Here is a 16,230-nt window from a genome sequence, read left to right on the forward strand (position 1 = left end):
CGGCCTGCGCGGCGCGCCCCGACGACGCCCCCTTCCGCCTGCGCCTGGCGCTGCGCTGCGACGGCCAGTTCTACGTGCAAAGCGGCGCCCTGAGCGCCTTGCCTGACACCGTGAAGGTCATGCTGGCGCCCGACGCTACCGCGGCGGACGACCTGTTCCTGCGCCACAAGAGCAGCGTGCGCACGCGCTACGACGCGGCCTGGCGCGCGGCCGAGGCGCAAGGCGGCTTTGACATGCTGTTCTTTAACGAGCGGGGAGAATTGACGGAAGGCGGGCGCAGCAATGTCTTCGTGCAGTTCGATGGGCGCTGGCACACGCCACCCCTGTCCTGCGGTTTGCTGCCCGGCGTGCAGCGCGCGGCCATGCTGGCCGATCCCGCCTGGAACGCGCAGGAAACCGTCATCACGCGCGCCATGCTGGCGCGCGCCGAAGCCATCGTCGTGTGCAATGCGCTGCGCGGGGCGCTGCCGGCCGTGCTGGCCGTGCTGGCAACTTAAAGATCTATGCGCATTTCATAGCCGCCATAGATCATCCGCTTGCCATCGAACGGCAGCTTGGCCGGGTCCATCATCTCGGCCAGGCGGGGGTCTTTCATGACCTTGTCGTTGATTTCATCGCGCTTGGCGCGCGACTCGTACACGATCCAGGAAAACACCACCACTTCGCCATCCTGCAAGTCCACCGCCTGCGGGAACGACGTCAGCTTGCCCGGCTTGACATCGTCGCCCACGCATTCGCGAAACTCCAGCGCGCCATATTCGCGCCAGACGGCGGCGCAGCTGCGCGACATGGCCAGATAGTCATCGAGCCTGGCTTTCGGTACGGGCACCACAAATCCATCGACATACGCCATGATGATCTCCTTGATGGTTGTTCAAAAGATGAACAACCAGCTTAGGACAATGATGGCAAGACGACAAGCGCGGCATTAAAAAAAAGCAGGCATTCAAGCCTGCTTGTGTCTCGACAACTTACATCGCCAGCGCCTTTTCCACCGCGCCAACCAGTTTCTTGTCGTCCGGCGTCACCTTGCTGGGGAAGCTTTCCACCACCTTGCCCTGGCGGTCGATCAGGTATTTATGGAAATTCCAGGCCGGCGTCTTGCCCGTCTGCTTGATCAGGTCCAGGTACAGCGGATTGGGCGCCGGGCCGGAAACCACCGACTTGGCGAACATGGGGAATTTGACGCCATAGGTGTTGTAGCAGAAATCGGCGATTTCCTTGCTGTTGCCCGGTTCCTGCTTGCCGAAATCGTTCGACGGGAAACCCAGCACCACCAGGCCCTTGCCGCCGTACTTGGCGTACAGCGCTTCCAGCCCTTCGTATTGATTGGTAAAACCGCAATAGCTGGCCGTATTCACCACCAGCACGACCTTGCCCGCGTACTGGCACAGGTTTTGCGGTGCTTCATCCTGCAGGCGGTTGAAGGTTTGCTTGAGGATGGCGGGGCAGGCGGCCGGCGCGGCGGCGGCTGCAGGAGCTGCAGGGGTGGCGGCATGGGCCGGCACGGCCAGGCTGGCAGCGAGGGCCGCACACGCAAACAGCGGAGCTAGGATCTTGGACATGAAGGGCACCATGGTCGAAAAGAAAAAACCATTCTATGCCAAACGCCGCGCGCGCGTGCAAGGCAGACAACAACAGCAATTGCTTGAGCGACATCAAAGCCTGTGCAGTACTTGCCCAGCACACAGTTTTTTTACCTATGCTCGGCCTTCCTGTCCCTTTCCTTGCCCTGTGGAGTTGCCATGCCCTACCCGCACCTGACCGCATTCCCCGCCGCCCTGCTGGCCGCCAGCCTGCTGTTCCTGGCCCCAGCCGGCGTGCACGCCGCCACGACCGCCAAGGCAGCCAAAGCCGTCAAACCCGCCGCGGCCAACGATGCACCCGCCCTGCCCGCCTACCAGGTCGACCTGGGCCAGACCACGGTGTCCGGGCTGTCGTCCGGCGGCTTCATGGCGGCGCAGTTTGCCGTCGCCTATTCGGCCACCGTTGCCGGCACCGGCATCATCGCCGGCGGCCCGTATTTCTGCTCGGGCCAGCCGGGCCGCTTCCCGTATATTCCCTACCTGACCAACGCCCTGACGACGTGCATGAATCCGGGCGAATCGCAGGTGGCGCCACCCGTGGCCAGCGAATTGCTGCGCGCGGCCAACGATTTCGCGCGCGCCAATCTGATCGACGATACGGCCAACCTGAAGCGCCAGCGCGTGTATCTGTTCAGTGGAACGCAAGACCGGACCGTGACGCGGCCCGTGGTCAACCAGGTGAGCCAGTTCTACCAGCTGGCGGGTACGCCGGCGGCACAGATCCGCTTCATCGACAATGTCGGCGCGGGCCACGCCATCCTGACGGACAGCGCCAACGACAAGCCCTGCGCCGTGACAGAGTCGCCGTTCATCAACGACTGCGACTACACGCAGGCGCGCGACATCCTGCAGCATCTGTACCCGGACCTGCAGGCGCCAGCGGCCACCCCGACGGGCAAGATAATCGCCTTCAACCAGCGCAGCTTCATCCGCAAAGCGTATTCCAGCATGAACAATACGGGCTACGCCTACATTCCGAAAGCCTGCGACAGCGAAACCTGCCGCGTCCACGTGGTCTTCCACGGCTGTCTGCAAACGACGCAGGCGATCGGCAACCGCTTCTACACCAGCACCGGCTACAACCAGGTAGCGGACGCCAACAAGATCATCGTGCTGTATCCGCAGGCCGAGCCGAGCCCCGTCCACCCCTACAACCCGAAAGGCTGCTGGGATTTCTGGGGCTACACCAGCGTCAACCCCATCGACCCGGATTTCTACCGCAGGAGCGGCACGCAAATGGAGGCGGTCAAGGGCATGCTGGATCGTCTGGCTGCGCGCCGCGGCTCACGTTAAGCGGTCTTACTAAGCGGTCTTAGATACCGCCCATGCAGATGTACTTGATGACCAGGTAGTCTTCAATACCGTAGGTCGACCCTTCACGGCCCAGGCCCGATTGCTTGACGCCGCCGAAGGGCGCGATCTCGTTCGAGATCAAGCCCGTGTTGACGCCCACCATGCCCGTTTCCAGGCCTTCGGCCACGCGCCAGATACGGCCGATGTCGCGCGAATAGAAGTAGGCGGCCAGGCCGAATTCCGTGTTGTTCGCCAGGCCGATGACTTCCTCGTCCGTCTTGAAGCGGAACAATGGCGCCAGCGGGCCGAAGGTTTCTTCGGTGGCCACGCGCATGTCGTTCGTCACGTCGGCGATGATGGTCGGCTCGAAGAAGCCATTGCCCAGCGCATGGCGCTTGCCGCCGGCCAGCAGGCGGCCGCCCTTGCCCAGTGCGTCGGCCACGTGCTCTTCCACCTTGGCGACAGCCTTGTCATCGATCAGCGGACCTTGCGTGACACCCGCCTCGATGCCGTTGCCGACCTTCAGCTTGGCCACGGCCGCCACCAGTTTCTCGGCGAACGCTTCATACACGCTGTCCTGCACGTACAGGCGATTGGCGCAGACGCAGGTCTGGCCCGCGTTGCGGTATTTCGAGGCGATGGCGCCTTCCACGGCCGCATCCAGGTCGGCGTCGTCAAAGACGATGAACGGCGCATTGCCGCCCAGTTCCAGCGACAGCTTCTTGATCGTCGGCGCGCATTGTTCTGCCAGCAGACGGCCCACCTGGGTCGAGCCCGTAAACGTCAGCTTGCGCACGATCGGGTTCGAGGTCATTTCGCCGCCGATGTCTTTCGGCGCACCGGTGACGATGCTGAACACGCCCGCCGGCACGCCAGCGCGTTCGGCCAGCACGGCCAGCGCCAGCGCGGAAAACGGCGTCGCTTCGGCCGGTTTCAGGACCATCGGGCAGCCGGCGGCCAGGGCCGGGCCGACTTTGCGAGTGATCATGGCGGCGGGGAAATTCCATGGCGTGATGGCGGCGCACACGCCGATCGGCTCCTTGGTGATGACCAGGCGGCGATCCGGCCATGGCGACTGCAGGGTGTCGCCCGCGACGCGCTTGCCTTCCTCGGCAAACCACTCGATGAACGAAGCGCCGAACTGCACTTCGCCCTTTGCCTCCGGCAGCGGCTTGCCCTGTTCGGTGGTCATGATCAGCGCCAGGTCGTCGGCGTTTTCCAGGATCAGGTCATGCCAGCGGCGCAGCACGGCGGCGCGCTCCTTGGCCGTCTTCTTGCGCCAGGCAGGCCAGGCCGCGTTGGCCGCTTCGATGGCGCGGCGCGTCTCGGCCGCGCCCATCAAGGGCACCGTGCCGATATGCTCGCCGGTGGCGGGATTGCTCACATTAATCGTCTGGCCACCGTCGGCATCGACCCAGGCTCCGTTCAAGTAAGCCTGGTGACGCAACAAGGTAGGATCTTTCAACTGCAGCATATGGATCTCCGGTCTGGTTTGAATTATCGACGGAAGATACTATGCCACAGCGCGGCCGATTCCGCAGGCGGACAGCCGAAGCGCCCGCGCTTTTACTCGACCTTGTAGGACGACAGCTTCGGGTCCGGCGGCGGATACGCGAGCTTCATGCCCTGCAGGGTTTCCAGCAGCAGCGACGCCACCACCAGATTGCGCTGGGTCTTGGAATTGGCCGGCACCACATACCACGGCGCGTGGTCGGCGTCCGTCTCGCGGATCGCCGTTTCATAGGCGCGCTGGTAGGCGTCCCACTTCTTGCGCTGGGCGATATCGTTGGGATCGAACTTCCATTGGCGGTCGGGATCATCGAGCCGCTCCTGCAGCCGTCCCCTCTGCTCGTCCTTGGAAATATGCAGGAAGATTTTCAGGATGACGGTGCCCGTCTCGCTCAGCATGCGCTCGAAATCGCGGATCTGCGCGTAGCGGCGCTGGCATTCCGGCTTGTCGATCATGTCCTGCACGCGCGTGATCAGCACATCCTCGTAGTGGCTGCGGTTGAAGATGGCGATCTCTCCCTTCACGGGCACGTGCTGGTGCACGCGCCACAGATAATCGTGCGCCAGTTCGATGTCGGTCGGGCCCTTGAAGGCCACGGCGCGGATGCCCATCGGGTTGATATTGCTGAAGATCGCCTTGACGGTGCCATCCTTGCCCGAGGTGTCCATGCCCTGCAATACCAGCAAGACCTTTTTCTTGTGCTGCGCGTACAGCATGCTCTGGCACTCGGCGATCTGCGCCGTCAACGCCACGGTTTCCTCGCGGTCCATGGCCTTGCACTGGGCCGATGTCAACTTCTTGTTGGCCGCCTTGGTGGCCGCGCCCAGCAGGCGCTTGCCGGCGAAGTCCTCGTCTAGCGCATAGCCCTTGCCGGCGCGAAATTGCGTGCGCGCCTTCATGCCGCCACCGCCAGCTTGCGGTGCTCAATTTTTGTGCAGTGGTCCATCACCACCTCCAGCCCCGCCGCCCGCGCCAGCTGCGCCGCCGCCTCGTTGACGATATCGAGTTGCAGCCACAGACAGCCCGCCTTGACGGCGATGGCTTCCTCGGCGATCGGCAGGATGTCTTCCGACTTGCGGAAGCAGTCGACGATATCGATGCGCGCGGGGGCCACAGCGGCAGCAGCGTCGCTCAGGGTGGCAAAGGCGCGCTGGCCCAGCACTTCCTTGCCGGCGAGGGCCGGATTGACGGGCAGCACGCGGTAGCCATGCCGCAGCAGGTAGTCGGCCACCTCGTGGCTGGCGCGTTCCGGCTTGTCGGACATGCCGACGATGGCGATGATGCGGCTGTATTGCAGGATGCGGGCGATGTTGGACATGGTTTGTATAGGCAGGCGTGCGACATTGCCCGCCTAGCGTAGCAGAAAAAGCCTGCTACGCGGCGCGATTTGCGGCCTCCGATACTCACTGCCTTGGCGGCCCCGTGCTTCGCACAGCTGCGCTTCTCAGCCACAACTCACATCCGCTCGCTACGGTTTTCTCAGCAGGACGTTATTGAGAACGCACGGCCGCCATCTTTGCCACGAAGGCTTGCGCGCGCGCCGTCACGGCCGCGTAATCTCCCGTGGCGCCCGGGCCACTCAGGCTGCTGCCGATCCCCACGGCCACGGCGCCGCTGGCGAACCATTCGTGCAGGTTTTCCACCGTCACGCCGCCTGTCGGCATCAAGGGCGCCTGCGGCAGCGGCGCGCGCAGCGCCTTGATGTAGGCGGGACCGAACATCTCGGCCGGGAAGACCTTGACGATATCGGCGCCTGCCTGCAGGGCCGTGACGATTTCCGTCGGCGTCATCGCGCCCGGCATGGACAGCACCTGGTAGCGCTGGCACAGGGTAATCGTCTCGACGTTGACGCCGGGCGAGATGATGAACTGGGCACCGGCCAGGATGGCGGCGCGCGCCGTCTCCGCATCAAGCACCGTGCCCGCGCCCAGCAGCACGTCATGACCATGGCGTTCGCGCAGGGTGCGCAGCACGCCCAGGGTATCGGGCGTGGTGAAGGCCACTTCCAGCGCCGTGACGCCGCCGGCGATGCACGCCTCGGCGATCTGCAGGGCGGCGTCGGGCGAGCCGGCGCGCACGATGCCGACCATGCCCCGTTCGAGGATGCCATTGAAAACCAGGTTTTTTTGCATATGCCTTCTCCTCTCAGGCCGGCACGGCGCCGAAGCGCACTTCCGGCAAGCCGCGCACGCCGGGCTGGCGCGCATGGAACAGGCCACCGGCCAAAGGTTCGGCCGCCAGTTGCACCGGGCTCAAGCTTTCCTGCGCCGTCGTGATGAACAATTCGTCAAAGGTGCCGCCACCGAGGCTCACGCAGCTGGGCTGCGACACGGGCAAGGTCACCGTGCGCTCGACGCTGCCATCGGGCGCGAAGCGCAGCACCTTGCCGCCGCCCCACTGCGCGCTCCACAGGTGATCGTCCGCGTCGATGGTGGCGCCATCGGCCGCGCCGGGACCCGGTTCGAGCACGGCAAACACGCGCACCCGGCTGGCATCGCCGCCCAGGTAATCGTCCCAGCGGTAGATCGCCTTTTTCATCGAATCGCAAAAGTACATGGCCGTGCCATCGACGCTGAAGCAGATGCTGTTCGAGATGGCGATCGCCGGCAGCGGCAGGCGTTCCAGGGTCAAATCCAGGTTGAGGCGGTAAAAGCTGGCGATGGCGTCGCGACACGGACGTTCATCGAGCGTGCCGAAGACAAAGCGTCCCTGGCGGTCGCAGCGGCCATCGTTCAGGCGCGTCATGGGCAAGTCGCCCTCCACCGTGTGCAAGGGCGTGACGGCCCCGCTACGCACGTCAAACCACGCCAGGCGCGAGGCGAGGCCCAGCAGCAGGATGTCGTCGCTATGCGTCTGCGCGAAGCAGGCCAGGCGCTCTGGCATGTCCCAGGTCTGGCGTTCCCCTGAGGCCAGCTCCAGCGCATGCAACTGGCAGCCTTCGATATTCGTCCAGAAAATCCGCCCGCTGCGTTCGCACCAGCGCACGCCCTCGCCCAGGAAATTTTGCGCGTCGACCAGTAATTGGGCCTGTGTCCCCATCATTTTTTCCTTCTTTTTTAATGTGATTCGCGCGGCACGGCCGACCCGCGGCAGCCGACGAGAAAGTCGAGGTCCGCGCCTTCATCGGCCTGCGTCACGTGCTTGATGTACATGGACTGGTAGCCGCCCTTCATGGCTGGCTGCGGCGCGGCCCACTCTGCGCGGCGGCGCGCCAGTTCGGCCTCGTCGACGTCCAGGTGCAAACGCCGGCCCTCGACGTCCAGTTCGATCATGTCGCCGTCGCGCACCAGCGCCAGCGGGCCGCCCACGGCCGCTTCCGGCGCCACGTGCAGCACCACCGTGCCAAAGGCCGTGCCGCTCATGCGCGCGTCCGAGATGCGCACCATGTCGCGCACGCCCTGCTCCAGCAGTTTTTTCGGCAGCCCCATGTTGCCTACTTCCGCCATGCCCGGATAGCCCTGCGGGCCGCAGTTTTGCAGCACCATCACGCAGCTGGCATCGATATCGAGCTGCGGATCGTCAACGCGCTTTTTATAGTGCTCGATGCTGTTGAAGACGACGGCCCGGCCGCGGTGCTGCATCAGCGCGGGCGTGGCGGCCGATGGCTTGATGACGGCGCCGCGCGGCGCCAGGTTGCCATGCAGGACGGCGATTCCGCCTTCGTCCTTGAATGGCTGCGCCAGCGGCGTGATCACCTGCGGGTTGAAATTTTCCGCTTCGGCCACGTTCACGGCCAGGGTCGCGCCCGTCACCGTCAGCGCCTCGCCATGCAACTTGCCCAGCAAGTCGCGGATGATGACGGGCAGGCCGCCCGCATAGTAAAAATCTTCCATCAGGTACTGCCCCGATGGCATCAGGTTCAGCAGGCACGGGATATCGCGCCCCAGGCGGTCCCAGTCGCCCAGGCGCATGTCCACGCCGATGCGCCCGGCAATGGCTAGCAGGTGGATCACCGCATTGGTCGAGCCGCCGATGGCGCCATTGACCATGATGGCGTTTTCAAACGCCTCGCGCGTGAGGATCTGCGACAGTTTCAGGTCTTCATCGACCATGCCGACGATGCGCCGGCCCGTCAGTTGCGCCTGCAGCTTGCGGCGCGCGTCGACGGCGGGAATGGCCGCATTGCCGGGCAGGGTCACGCCCAGCGCTTCGACCATGCTGGCCATGGTGGACGCCGTGCCCATGGTCATGCAATGGCCGGAAGAGCGCGACATGCACGATTCGGCTTCGCGGAACTGCGCCTGCGTCATGCGGCCACCGCGCACATCCTCGGAAAACTTCCACACGTCCGTGCCCGAGCCGATGGGCTGGCCACGGTAATTGCCGTTCAACATGGGGCCGCCGGACAGCACGATGGTGGGCAAGTCCACGCTGGCCGCGCCCATCAGCAGCGCCGGCGTGGTCTTGTCGCAGCCCGTCAGCAGCACCACGCCGTCGATCGGGTTGGCGCGGATCGATTCTTCCACGTCCATGCTGGCCAGGTTACGGAACAGCATGGCCGTCGGGCGCAGATTCGATTCGCCCAGCGACATCACGGGAAACTCGACGGGGAAGCCGCCCGCTTCCAGCACGCCCTTCTTGACGGCTTCGGCCAGGTCGCGGAAATGGCCATTGCAGGGCGTCAGTTCGGACCAGGTATTGCAAATGCCGATGACGGGGCGGCCATCGAAGGCATCGCTGGGATAGCCCTGGTTCTTCATCCAGCTGCGGTGGATGAAACTGTCCTTGTCGTCGCCGCCGAACCATGCCTGCGAGCGCAGGGCGCGCTTGCCTTTCGATTCACTCATGCTGCTTCCTTGCGTAAAATCAGGCCGCGCGCGGCGGCGATCAGCAGGGCGCCATGGCCCGCCAGATGGTTTTGCTGCTGGTCGTCGACGACGATGCGCTTGCCATAAAAGAAGCCCTGCTCCTCGATCAGCAGCGACAGCGCCTGGCGCAGCATGGGCTTGCCCGCGATGACGAGCGGCGTGTCGGGACGCATCTGGATGGCCGTGCTGTTGCGCAGCGCCAGCAAGTCGCCACTGAGCACGGCTCCCATCAGGAAATTGGCACGCTCGTTGCAGTCGACGGTGCTGAACTGGCCCAGGGTGCGCACGCTGAAGCAGGCGCGCGCCAGTCCCGTTTTTTGCGCGGCGGCGGCGCCGGCCAGTAGCATCTTCGGCACCAGGGTCTGCGCAAAGCCGCCTTCGACCGATTGCTTGATCAGCGTATGCTGCGAAATCGCCTGCAGCAGTTCGCCGGCGATGGTGGTGCTGCAGCCGAGGATGCGGCGCTGCTCGTCCACACTGATCAATTTCGTGTGCGAGCCGGGCACGATGATGGTGGCCGCGCCGCGCAGCTGCAACCGCTCCAGCAGGCCGATGACTTCCGTCTCTTCGCCGCGCATCATGTCCATCGCTTCGACGTTATGCAGGCCGATGGCGCCATGCTGGTTGCGCACGCCGGGGATCAGCCACAGGGGCTGGGCCAGCACGTCGGGCAAGTCCACCGCCTGCATGCCTTGCGCCAGCTGCGCCAGGCCGGCCGGCGCCGGCAAATGCGGCACTTCCAGCACGCCCATGGGCGAACTGATCATGCCCGACGCCAGCGCCAGGTGCAGGTCGCCCGGCGCGATGCCAGCACTGTCCAGCACGGTGGCGATGGTCTCGCGCAGCGCCTGTTTCAGCGCGCCGTTGTGGCCATCGATGGCCGTATTGCGCACGCCCGTTTCCTGCTGCGCCTGGGCCAGCACGGCCCCGTCGCGCCATAGCAGGGTACGCGTATTGGTGGTGCCGGCATCGATGGTGACTATATTCATGGGCAGGTTCGCAGCGTCGGTAAGAAAAAAGAAAGGGGAAAAACTACCTCATGGTAGAACTGCCCCGCATATCTGACCAATCACTTATTTAACATCATTGATACCGGTTCAGATATGTCAAAATCATCCATATCCTGCACCCCCAGACGGTAGATCAACGCCAGCCGCGCGGCCACGCCAGGCAACAGTTCCAGCGCCTGCGTGGCGCAGGAAAAACCGCGCGCATCGGTGCGCAAATGGAAACTGGATTGCGTGCTGGAAAAACGCAGGACCCGGGCTGAAGCGGGCTCGGCAACTACTGCCGCTTGCCGCAGTGCGCCATCCCCGGCGCAGTAAAAATCATGATCGAAACCGGCCATCCCCGCCAGCGCCGGCCAGGCCAGCCGTGCGCCCACGGGTGCCGGCTGGCGAAAATCGAAAGCGCTGCCCGCGACATCGACGGGCTCCTCCTGCGTTCGCCCCACCGGCCGGTAGCGGCCGGCCGCCAGGCGCAGCACATGGTCGGCCACGCTGGTGCTGCGGCCCTGCAGATTGAAGCGGGGCGCGGGCAGCGCGAAACGTGACACGGCGTCCGTCGTGGCCTCGCAGGCCAGGTGCAAGCCGCCATCGTCGCCAAGCCGGTACAGCAGGCGCGCCGACAAGCCATCCTGCGCCAGCTGCAGCAGCAGGCTGGCATCGTCAGGCATGCTCCCCAGCCAGCCATTGAGCGCTGGCGCGCCGGGCACCGCCCTGGTCAGCACGTCGGCCATGCGGCCATAGCGGTCGGGCGCCCACCATGATTGCAGGCTGGCGTCGTGGGCATCGACCGCCACGCGCATGCCGCGCGCGTTGTGCAAGGTAAAAACCGTCATGGCGGCGGACGGCTGCGCTGCTGGAATTCGCGCGGCGTGCAACCGAGTTCGCGCTTGAAGACGGCGTGCATATACTGCACCGTGGTAAAGCCGCAACGCACGGCCACCTCGGCCACCTGGCCCGGTTCGCGCGCCAGCAGCGTCTTGGCCGCATCGAGCTTGAAATGCAGGATCTCGTCGTGCACGCTACGCCCCAGCTCATGGCGGAAATGCGCTTCGAGCGAGGAGCGCGACACGCCCACGTAATCGGCCACCTGCTCCGTCTTGATGCCCTGGCAGGCGTACTGGCGGATGAAATGGCGCGCCTGCATCACCTGCGGATGCTGGAACGGCTGGTGGCGCGTGGAAGCGAGCACGTTCAGGCCGGCCGGCGGCACGAGGATGCGCGTGCCGGCCAGGCGCGCGCCATTCAACATCTGGTGCAGCAGGTGCGCCGCCGTGCGGCCCATTTCCTCGGTTCCCTGGATCACGGAACTCAAGGGAATGCGCGTGAGCATGCGCGCCAGCGGGTCGTTGTCGATGCCGATCAGGGCCACTTGCTCCGGCACGGCGATGCCCGCGTGCATGCAGGCCTGCAGCAGCTGGCGCGCGCGCGCATCGCTCACCGCGATGATGCCGACGGGCTTTTCCAGGCTGTTGAGCCAGGCGATCTGCTGCTCCACCGCCTCGTCCCACGAGGGCGCACTGGTGGCCACGCCCCGGTACACGTCGGCGCGCAGGTGGTCGCGCTGCATCAGCGCGCAAAACGCCGTTTCGCGCTCCTGCGCCCAGCGGTTGACCTCCGCCTCGGGCAGGCTGAAGCAGGCGAAACGCGTCAGGCCCGCTTCCACCAGGTGGTCGTAGGCCAGCTTGACGATCTTGAAGTTATCCGTGGCGACATAGGGAATGCCGGCCGGGTAGTCGGCTTCGCGCGCATACGAGCCGCCGACAGCCACCACGGGCACGCGGCTATGGGCCAGCGCCGCGCACACGGCGGGATCGTCGAAATCGGCGATGATGCCGTCGCCCTGCCAGCGCTCGATGCCGGGCAGGCGGCATCGAAAGTCCTCTTCCAGGAACAGGTCCCACGACACGCGCGTGGTGTTCAGGTAGGCGGCGATACCCGCGATGATGTCGCGGTCATAGATTTTATTCCCGTTGAACAGCAGCGCGATGCGGTGCGCGGTCGGTAACTTCATGCTGGTGGCTCCTCCATGTGGCGGCCGGAACGTATCGTCGTCCCTGGCTGCCGGTCACGCATCGGTCTTACCGGCGTCCCGCCCTTGTACTGACATCAACCCAGACGGCGAGAGTCAGAATACTGCCTTTCACGATCATCTGCCAGTAAGTGTCCACGTCCAGCATGGACATGCCGTTATCCAGGCTGGCCATCACCAGCGCGCCGATCAGGGCGCCGTACACGGTGCCCGAGCCGCCGCGCATCGAGGTGCCGCCGATGAAGCAGGCGGCGATGGCATCGAGCTCGCTGAAGGTGCCGGCCGAAGGCGAACCGGCCGCCAGGCGGCCCGTGTTGATCAGCCCGGCCAAGGCGCACATCAGGCCCATGATGCCGAAGATCCACAGCTTGACGGCCTTGACGTTGATGCCGGACAGGCGCGTCGCTTCCATATTGCTGCCGACGGCGTAAATGCGCCGGCCAAACACGGTCTGGCTGGTGATGTAGCTGAACAGGCCAAGCAGGGCCAGCAGCAGAAGCACGGGCAGCGGAATGCCTTCATAGCCGTTCAACGTCTGCACGAAGGCATACAGCACGGCGCCGATGACGGCCACGCGCAAACCGTCGAGCCACGCGGCCGGCTGCGGCAAGCCATGCTGGGCGCGGCTGGCGCGCGCGCGCCACGTCAAAAAGGCGGCCAGCAGGAACAGGCCGATGCCCAGCGCGATGCCCGGCACGGCGGGCAGGTAGCCCTGCCCAAGGTAGACCATCGGTTCGGAGACGGGGGCGATGGTGATGCCGCCCGTGATGCCCAGCAAAATGCCGCGGTAGGCCAGCATGCCGCCCAGGCCGACGATAAATGAAGGGATGCCGCGGTACGCCGTCAGATAGCCATTCAAGAGGCCTATCACCAGGCCGCAACCCAGCACGGCCGCCAGGTTCAGCGCCAGCGGCCAGTGCTGCGTCACGTCCAGCACGGCGGCGATGCCGCCCAACAGGCCCAGCAGGGAACCGATGGACAGGTCGATCTCGCCGGCGATAATCACCAGCACCATGCCGCAGGCGAGGATGCCCGTCACGGACATCTGGCGCAGCAGATTCGACAGGTTGCGCGGCGTGAGGAAACTGCCCTCCGTCTTCCAGGAAAAGAAGGCCCAGATCAGCGCCACGGCGATCAGCAGGGCCAGCATCTTGTATTGGGTGAACAGCTGTTTGACGTTCATCGGTTTCATGCGGCGGGTTCCTTGTTTGCGGGGGTGGCGGCGGGCGCCGGATGCTGCGACAGCGCGGCTGCCAGCACGGTTTCCTGGCTCAGGCCATCGTTGATGAAGTCGCCGCGCAGCCGGCCTTCGCCCATCACCAGCACGCGGTCGGAGACACCCAGCACCTCGGCCAGCTCCGACGAGACCATGATGATGGCCACGCCCCGGTCGGCCAGCGCCAGCATCAACTTGTAGATTTCATATTTGGCGCCCACGTCCACGCCGCGCGTGGGTTCGTCGAGGATCAGCACGCGGGGTCGCGTCAGCAGCATCTTGGCCAGCACGGCCTTTTGCTGGTTGCCGCCCGACAGGCTCGTGATGGGCAGCGACGGGCTGGCCGTTTTCAGTTCCAGCTGGGCGATCTCGCCGCGCACGGCCGCCAGTTCCGCTTCGCCGTCGATGCGCGTGGCGCGCGCAAACTGCTCCAGCACGGCCAGGGTGATGTTCTGTCCCACGTCCAGGTCGGGCACGATGCCGTGGTGCTTGCGGTCTTCCGGCACCATGGCCAGGCCCATGGCGATGGCTTTTTGCGGCGTGCCCGTATCGATGCGGCGGCCATCGAGCCACACTTCGGCCTGGCACGGTCCCTGGTAGGCGCCGAACAGGGCGGAGACAAGCTCCGTGCGCCCCGCGCCCACCAGTCCGGCGATGCCTAGAATTTCTCCCTTGCGCAGGCTGAACGACACGTCGTCGACGCGCTTGCGCTGCGGGTTGTCCGCATCGATGCAGGTCACGTGGCGCGCCTCGAACAGCACCTCGCCGATGGCCGCTGTGTTTTCCGCTGCGCGCTGCGGATACAGCTGGCTCATTTCGCGGCCCACCATCTGCGCGATGATGCGCTCGACATTCATCTGCGCCATGGGCGTGGTGGCGATGTGTTTGCCGTCGCGGATGACGACAATGGTGTCGCAGATGGCGGCCACCTCATCGAGCTTGTGCGAAATATAGATGCAGGTGACGCCACGCGCCTTCAAAGCGCGCAGGATGTCGAGCAGCACGGCGATTTCCGACGCCGTCAGCGACGACGACGGTTCATCGAGGATCAACAGGCGCGCATTCTTGTTGAGCGCCTTGGCGATTTCCACCAGCTGCTGGTGGCCGCCGCCGTAATTCATGACGGGCAGCGCCACGTTCAGCTGCGGGATTTTCAATTCGCGCAGCAGTTCGTCGGCGCGCTTGTACATGGCCGCATAGTGCATGCGTCCGCCGGGCAGGGTGAGTTCGCGACCCATGAAGATATTCTCGGCCACGGACAGCTGCGGCACCAGCATCAGTTCCTGGTGGATGATGATGATGCCCGCGTCTTCCGTGTCGCGGATCGATTGCGCGCGCAGGGGCTGGCCTTCCCACAGAATCTCGCCGTCCCAGCTGCCGTGCGGGTAGACGCCGGACAGCACCTTCATCAGGGTCGACTTGCCGGCGCCATTCTCGCCGCACAGGCCGATGCACTCGCCGGCCCGCACCTGCAGGTCGATGCCGTCGAGCGCGCGGACACCGCCAAACTGTTTGACGATGCCTTTCATTTCAAGCAGATAATCGGACATGCTCACTCTCGTTGCGGATACGGGGAAAACCACAGGCTGGAAGACCGGCGTAGGTCGGGTTAGCGCGCAGCGCGTAACCCGACACCATCACCAGCGCTTTGCAAGCGCCGGCGGGTGTCGGATTACGCTACGCTAATCCGACCTACGTCCAATATTCTCGCGGAACTTAATTACCCAGCTGCGCCTTGGTATAGAAGCCGTCATCGACGAGAATGTTCACGTTCGCCTTGGTCAGCGGCGTCGGTTTCAGCAGCACGGTGCTGACCTTTTTCAAGCCATTGTCATAGCTGGAGTTGTAGGCTGGCTTCTCGTTGCGCGCCAGTTGCACGGCCAGCTTGGCCGCTTCCGAGGCGATGGTTTTCAGCGGCTTGTAGACGGTCATCGCCTGCGTGCCGGCGATCACGCGTTTGACGGCCGCCAGGTCGGCGTCCTGGCCCGAGACAGGTACCTTGCCCGCCAGCTTTTGCGCAGCCAGCGCCTGGATGGCGCCGCCCGCCGTGCCGTCGTTCGAGGCGACGATGGCATCGATCTTGTTGTTATTCGCCGTCAAGGCGTTTTCCACGATGGACAAGGCTTCCGTGGCGCTCCAGTCCTTCACCCACTGCTGGCCCACCACCTTGATATCGCCCTTGTCGATGTAGGGCTTGAGCACTTTCATCTGGCCTTCGCGCAGCATCTTGGCGTTGTTGTCCGTTGGCGCGCCGCCCAGCAGGTAGTAATTGCCCTTCGGCTGCAGCTTGACCACGCCTTCGGCCTGCATCTCGCCCACTTTCTCGTTATCGAAGGAGATGTACGCGTCGATATCGGCGCCCAGGATCAGGCGGTCATACGACAGCACCTTGATCCCGGCCTTTTTTGCTTCCTTGATGGTGTTGTTGAGGACAGTGGCGTTGAATGGCACGATCACCAGCACGTCCACGCCACGCGAGATCAGGTTTTCGATTTGCGAAATCTGGCGCTGTTCGCTGGCGTCGGCCGACTGCACGAAGACCTTGGCGCCCTGCTTTTCGGCGGCGGCGATGAAGAAATCGCGGTCGCGCGTCCAGCGCTCGACGCGCAAATCGTCGATGGAAAAACCGATCTTCGGGTTTTTCGCGTCGGCCAGAGCGGCGCTGCTGCTCAATGCCAGCATGGCGGTCATGATGGCTGCACTGATGATCTTGTTCATTGTGTGTCTCCTTGTGGATGTTATTAACGACGTTTTTTAACTACGGGTACTGCTGAAAAATTT

The 16,230-nt window shown here is 64.5% G+C and carries 16 protein-coding genes; 2 read left to right on the top strand and 14 right to left on the bottom strand.

Features of this window, described 5'->3' with window-relative positions; translation table 11 throughout:
- The coding region (locus JaAD80_RS04010) for an aminotransferase class IV (RefSeq protein WP_180979292.1) at window positions 1-497 on the top strand (497 nt) is incomplete at its 5' end.
- Here JaAD80_RS04010 and JaAD80_RS04015 read toward each other — a convergent pair.
- Together JaAD80_RS04015 and JaAD80_RS04020 are read right to left on the bottom strand one after the other, a co-directional pair.
- Entirely contained in the window at window positions 494-853 is a 360-nt protein-coding gene (locus JaAD80_RS04015) for a DUF1428 domain-containing protein (RefSeq protein WP_102292989.1), read from the bottom strand. The genes JaAD80_RS04010 and JaAD80_RS04015 overlap by 4 nt on opposite strands.
- 118 nt (window positions 854-971) lie before the next feature.
- Window positions 972-1,565 carry a glutathione peroxidase gene (locus JaAD80_RS04020; protein WP_102293091.1) on the bottom strand — a complete coding sequence of 198 codons (594 nt, stop codon included), beginning with the start codon at window positions 1,563-1,565 and terminating at the stop codon, window positions 972-974.
- Between the two features lie 180 nt (window positions 1,566-1,745).
- On the opposite strand from JaAD80_RS04020, the gene JaAD80_RS04025 reads away from it, so the two are divergent.
- Window positions 1,746-2,879 (top strand): poly(3-hydroxybutyrate) depolymerase, encoded by a 1,134-nt coding sequence (locus JaAD80_RS04025; protein ID WP_102292990.1) that lies wholly within the window; start codon window positions 1,746-1,748, stop codon window positions 2,877-2,879.
- Between the two features lie 19 nt (window positions 2,880-2,898).
- On the opposite strand, the gene gabD is transcribed toward JaAD80_RS04025, so the two are convergent.
- From gabD to xylF, 12 genes are all read right to left on the bottom strand, one after another.
- Window positions 2,899-4,353, bottom strand: coding sequence for an NADP-dependent succinate-semialdehyde dehydrogenase (gene gabD, locus JaAD80_RS04030; protein WP_102292991.1), 1,455 nt, complete (start codon window positions 4,351-4,353; stop codon window positions 2,899-2,901).
- A gap of 92 nt (window positions 4,354-4,445) precedes the next feature.
- Window positions 4,446-5,288 carry a PPK2 family polyphosphate kinase gene (locus JaAD80_RS04035; RefSeq protein WP_102292992.1) on the bottom strand — a complete coding sequence of 281 codons (843 nt, stop codon included), beginning with the start codon at window positions 5,286-5,288 and terminating at the stop codon, window positions 4,446-4,448.
- Window positions 5,285-5,707: a CoA-binding protein gene (locus JaAD80_RS04040; RefSeq protein ID WP_102292993.1), complete on the bottom strand. Its 423-nt coding sequence runs from the start codon at window positions 5,705-5,707 to the stop codon at window positions 5,285-5,287. Before JaAD80_RS04040 ends, JaAD80_RS04035 begins: the two co-directional genes overlap by 4 nt.
- Before the next feature lie 172 nt (window positions 5,708-5,879).
- Window positions 5,880-6,521, bottom strand: coding sequence for a bifunctional 2-keto-4-hydroxyglutarate aldolase/2-keto-3-deoxy-6-phosphogluconate aldolase (locus JaAD80_RS04045; RefSeq protein WP_102292994.1), 642 nt, complete (start codon window positions 6,519-6,521; stop codon window positions 5,880-5,882).
- 13 nt (window positions 6,522-6,534) lie between these two features.
- Window positions 6,535-7,431, bottom strand: a complete 897-nt coding sequence (locus tag JaAD80_RS04050; RefSeq protein ID WP_374755223.1) for an SMP-30/gluconolactonase/LRE family protein — start codon at window positions 7,429-7,431, stop codon at window positions 6,535-6,537.
- 14 nt (window positions 7,432-7,445) lie between these two features.
- Window positions 7,446-9,176: an L-arabinonate dehydratase gene (gene araD, locus JaAD80_RS04055; RefSeq protein ID WP_102292996.1), complete on the bottom strand. Its 1,731-nt coding sequence runs from the start codon at window positions 9,174-9,176 to the stop codon at window positions 7,446-7,448.
- Window positions 9,173-10,186 (bottom strand): 2-dehydro-3-deoxygalactonokinase, encoded by a 1,014-nt coding sequence (locus tag JaAD80_RS04060; RefSeq protein WP_102292997.1) that lies wholly within the window; start codon window positions 10,184-10,186, stop codon window positions 9,173-9,175. The genes araD and JaAD80_RS04060 overlap by 4 nt, the downstream gene beginning before the upstream one ends.
- A gap of 80 nt (window positions 10,187-10,266) precedes the next feature.
- A complete protein-coding gene (locus JaAD80_RS04065) occupies window positions 10,267-11,037 on the bottom strand; it encodes a hypothetical protein (RefSeq protein ID WP_102292998.1) in 771 nt (256 codons plus the stop codon).
- Window positions 11,034-12,215 carry a DNA-binding transcriptional regulator gene (locus tag JaAD80_RS04070; protein WP_102292999.1) on the bottom strand — a complete coding sequence of 394 codons (1,182 nt, stop codon included), beginning with the start codon at window positions 12,213-12,215 and terminating at the stop codon, window positions 11,034-11,036. Before JaAD80_RS04070 ends, JaAD80_RS04065 begins: the two co-directional genes overlap by 4 nt.
- 67 nt (window positions 12,216-12,282) lie before the next feature.
- A complete protein-coding gene (locus JaAD80_RS04075) occupies window positions 12,283-13,425 on the bottom strand; it encodes a sugar ABC transporter permease (protein ID WP_102293000.1) in 1,143 nt (380 codons plus the stop codon).
- Window positions 13,422-14,999: a D-xylose ABC transporter ATP-binding protein gene (gene xylG / locus JaAD80_RS04080; RefSeq protein ID WP_102293092.1), complete on the bottom strand. Its 1,578-nt coding sequence runs from the start codon at window positions 14,997-14,999 to the stop codon at window positions 13,422-13,424. The genes JaAD80_RS04075 and xylG overlap by 4 nt, the downstream gene beginning before the upstream one ends.
- Window positions 15,000-15,165: 166 nt before the next feature.
- The gene (gene xylF, locus JaAD80_RS04085; protein ID WP_102293093.1) at window positions 15,166-16,140 is read right to left on the bottom strand and encodes a D-xylose ABC transporter substrate-binding protein; all 975 of its coding nucleotides are present in this window, start codon (window positions 16,138-16,140) and stop codon (window positions 15,166-15,168) included.
- Window positions 16,141-16,230: the final 90 nt, after the last annotated feature.

The sequence above is a fragment of the Janthinobacterium sp. AD80 genome, assembly GCF_002878455.1.
GTDB lineage: Bacteria > Pseudomonadota > Gammaproteobacteria > Burkholderiales > Burkholderiaceae_D > Janthinobacterium.

Excerpts from the sequence above, each read along its gene's own strand:
- JaAD80_RS04040 (WP_102292993.1), bottom strand. The coding sequence starts at position 5,707 with ATGTCCAACATCGCCCGCATCCTGCAATACAGCCGCATCATCGCCATC.
- gabD (WP_102292991.1), bottom strand. The coding sequence starts at position 4,353 with ATGCTGCAGTTGAAAGATCCTACCTTGTTGCGTCACCAGGCTTACTTG.
- JaAD80_RS04035 (WP_102292992.1), bottom strand. The coding sequence starts at position 5,288 with ATGAAGGCGCGCACGCAATTTCGCGCCGGCAAGGGCTATGCGCTAGAC.
- JaAD80_RS04025 (WP_102292990.1), top strand. The coding sequence starts at position 1,746 with ATGCCCTACCCGCACCTGACCGCATTCCCCGCCGCCCTGCTGGCCGCC.
- JaAD80_RS04070 (WP_102292999.1), bottom strand. The coding sequence starts at position 12,215 with ATGAAGTTACCGACCGCGCACCGCATCGCGCTGCTGTTCAACGGGAAT.
- JaAD80_RS04020 (WP_102293091.1), bottom strand. The coding sequence starts at position 1,565 with ATGTCCAAGATCCTAGCTCCGCTGTTTGCGTGTGCGGCCCTCGCTGCC.
- JaAD80_RS04050 (WP_374755223.1), bottom strand. The coding sequence starts at position 7,431 with ATGATGGGGACACAGGCCCAATTACTGGTCGACGCGCAAAATTTCCTG.
- JaAD80_RS04065 (WP_102292998.1), bottom strand. The coding sequence starts at position 11,037 with ATGACGGTTTTTACCTTGCACAACGCGCGCGGCATGCGCGTGGCGGTC.
- JaAD80_RS04015 (WP_102292989.1), bottom strand. The coding sequence starts at position 853 with ATGGCGTATGTCGATGGATTTGTGGTGCCCGTACCGAAAGCCAGGCTC.
- JaAD80_RS04075 (WP_102293000.1), bottom strand. The coding sequence starts at position 13,425 with ATGAAACCGATGAACGTCAAACAGCTGTTCACCCAATACAAGATGCTG.
- xylF (WP_102293093.1), bottom strand. The coding sequence starts at position 16,140 with ATGACCGCCATGCTGGCATTGAGCAGCAGCGCCGCTCTGGCCGACGCG.
- JaAD80_RS04060 (WP_102292997.1), bottom strand. The coding sequence starts at position 10,186 with ATGAATATAGTCACCATCGATGCCGGCACCACCAATACGCGTACCCTG.
- JaAD80_RS04045 (WP_102292994.1), bottom strand. The coding sequence starts at position 6,521 with ATGCAAAAAAACCTGGTTTTCAATGGCATCCTCGAACGGGGCATGGTC.
- araD (WP_102292996.1), bottom strand. The coding sequence starts at position 9,176 with ATGAGTGAATCGAAAGGCAAGCGCGCCCTGCGCTCGCAGGCATGGTTC.
- xylG (WP_102293092.1), bottom strand. The coding sequence starts at position 14,999 with ATGTCCGATTATCTGCTTGAAATGAAAGGCATCGTCAAACAGTTTGGC.